Raw genomic sequence first — 1,332 nt, 5'->3', positions numbered from 1 at the left:
GTATATCAGCTCGTGGGCTAGCGACTGCACTTTCACGGGAGTACGCTCAGACAACCCCTACGGGCCAAGCCAAGAAGTACCCCTAGAAAGAATCCTCGCTTCACTGTGGGGCTTCTATCTTGAAGGTAGTGTTAGGCGTTTGAATATTATTGGAGCAAACGCATACGACGAATGCCACATGGACTACGAAGACAATAACAAACCTAAACCCAAGGTTCTGAACGATAAATGGAAGTTTTCTATTAAAAATTCCCTGAACCCACCCTACAAGATTGAAATTAATCAGTATGTCTATAAATCTACTGAGGATTCAGCAGATATTTCTAATAAAAAAGATTTTCCAATCACTGAATAAAAATTACTAAAATGTGCGCCTCACCTAACATTAGGTGAGGCGCACATAGTTTATTTAAATTTGAAAGATTTATCTGCTAGACGAATCACTTCGATAGCCTGCTCATAAGTAGCGTAAGCCAACCATTCAAATTCATCGTTAGGCGATACGATACCATACCGTCGATACGATACGTTCTCAATAGAATCTTCATTATTTGGATTCTGAAGACCATAGTGTAACCAGGTGTATGCCTTATGAAGCTCCGAATTATATGGCATATTCGGCCATTTTTCCTTCCAAGGAGTAGGGGGGAAATACTTCTCAGGGTCATATGCAGCTACCGTTACTTTTGGACTGCCCGCCAACCGATACACCATCAAGGCAGTAGAAGACTCACTAGCAGGGGTATCATAATGGAAATTCCCATCACTCCAACCCCAGGTAATGCCCCGCTCACGAGCCCACATCACCACAGGAAAACGCGGATCATCAGTCTTAATATCACCGTACGGTGACTGAGCTGGAAGATTCTTCACCTCAGGAGAACCCGACAGACGGTACAAATACTCCACAAACTGGCCACGAGAGATAACACTATCTTTCTTGACCATTTGGTGCTTCTGATACTCAGAAATCAGACCAATGCACTGCGCCCAATTAAAGATAACGCGACGCCCCAATTCACCATCTTGCCGATAGTACTCATATTCTGCGCGGTCGTTGCAGGTCACTGCCGGTTCGTCCGGCTGTACAATGGGGGTCACCTCGTGAGGCTTCAAATGCCCGGTGGCATACGCCGGAACACTACCGCACACCATGGCACCTGCCAGCAGTACCGTGCCACCGGCCTGGATGGCCCGCTTTGTGGGGCGGGTGAATAATTGTCGAAGCATCATAGCTCCTTCATGAACAGAGGGGAGGCACAATCTTTGTGCGCCCCAATGAGTAGAACGTTCTCAGCGTACCAAAAATCCTAACCTTCAGGTAGAGATTTA

Annotated in this window: 1 protein-coding gene and 1 pseudogene; one reads left to right on the top strand and one right to left on the bottom strand. The window is 46.2% G+C overall.

What is annotated here, in order from left to right; translation table 11 throughout:
* Positions 1-355, top strand: a pseudogene (locus tag HMPREF2605_RS09575) (hypothetical protein); the annotation flags it as partial.
* 50 nt (positions 356-405) lie between these two features.
* Here HMPREF2605_RS09575 and HMPREF2605_RS03000 read toward each other — a convergent pair.
* The gene (locus HMPREF2605_RS03000) at positions 406-1,233 is read right to left on the bottom strand and encodes an S-layer homology domain-containing protein (RefSeq protein WP_239662515.1); all 828 of its coding nucleotides are present in this window, start codon (positions 1,231-1,233) and stop codon (positions 406-408) included.
* Positions 1,234-1,332 lie beyond the last annotated feature (99 nt).

Source organism: Rothia sp. HMSC065C03 (assembly GCF_001837295.1).
Classification (GTDB): domain Bacteria; phylum Actinomycetota; class Actinomycetes; order Actinomycetales; family Micrococcaceae; genus Rothia.
Note: the sequence above shows the minus strand (reverse complement) of the source record. Positions and strands in the feature narration are given on the sequence as shown.

What these genes read in the sequence shown, in the direction of transcription:
- HMPREF2605_RS03000 (WP_239662515.1), bottom strand. Translation starts at nt 1,233, where the DNA reads ATGATGCTTCGACAATTATTCACCCGCCCCACAAAGCGGGCCATCCAG.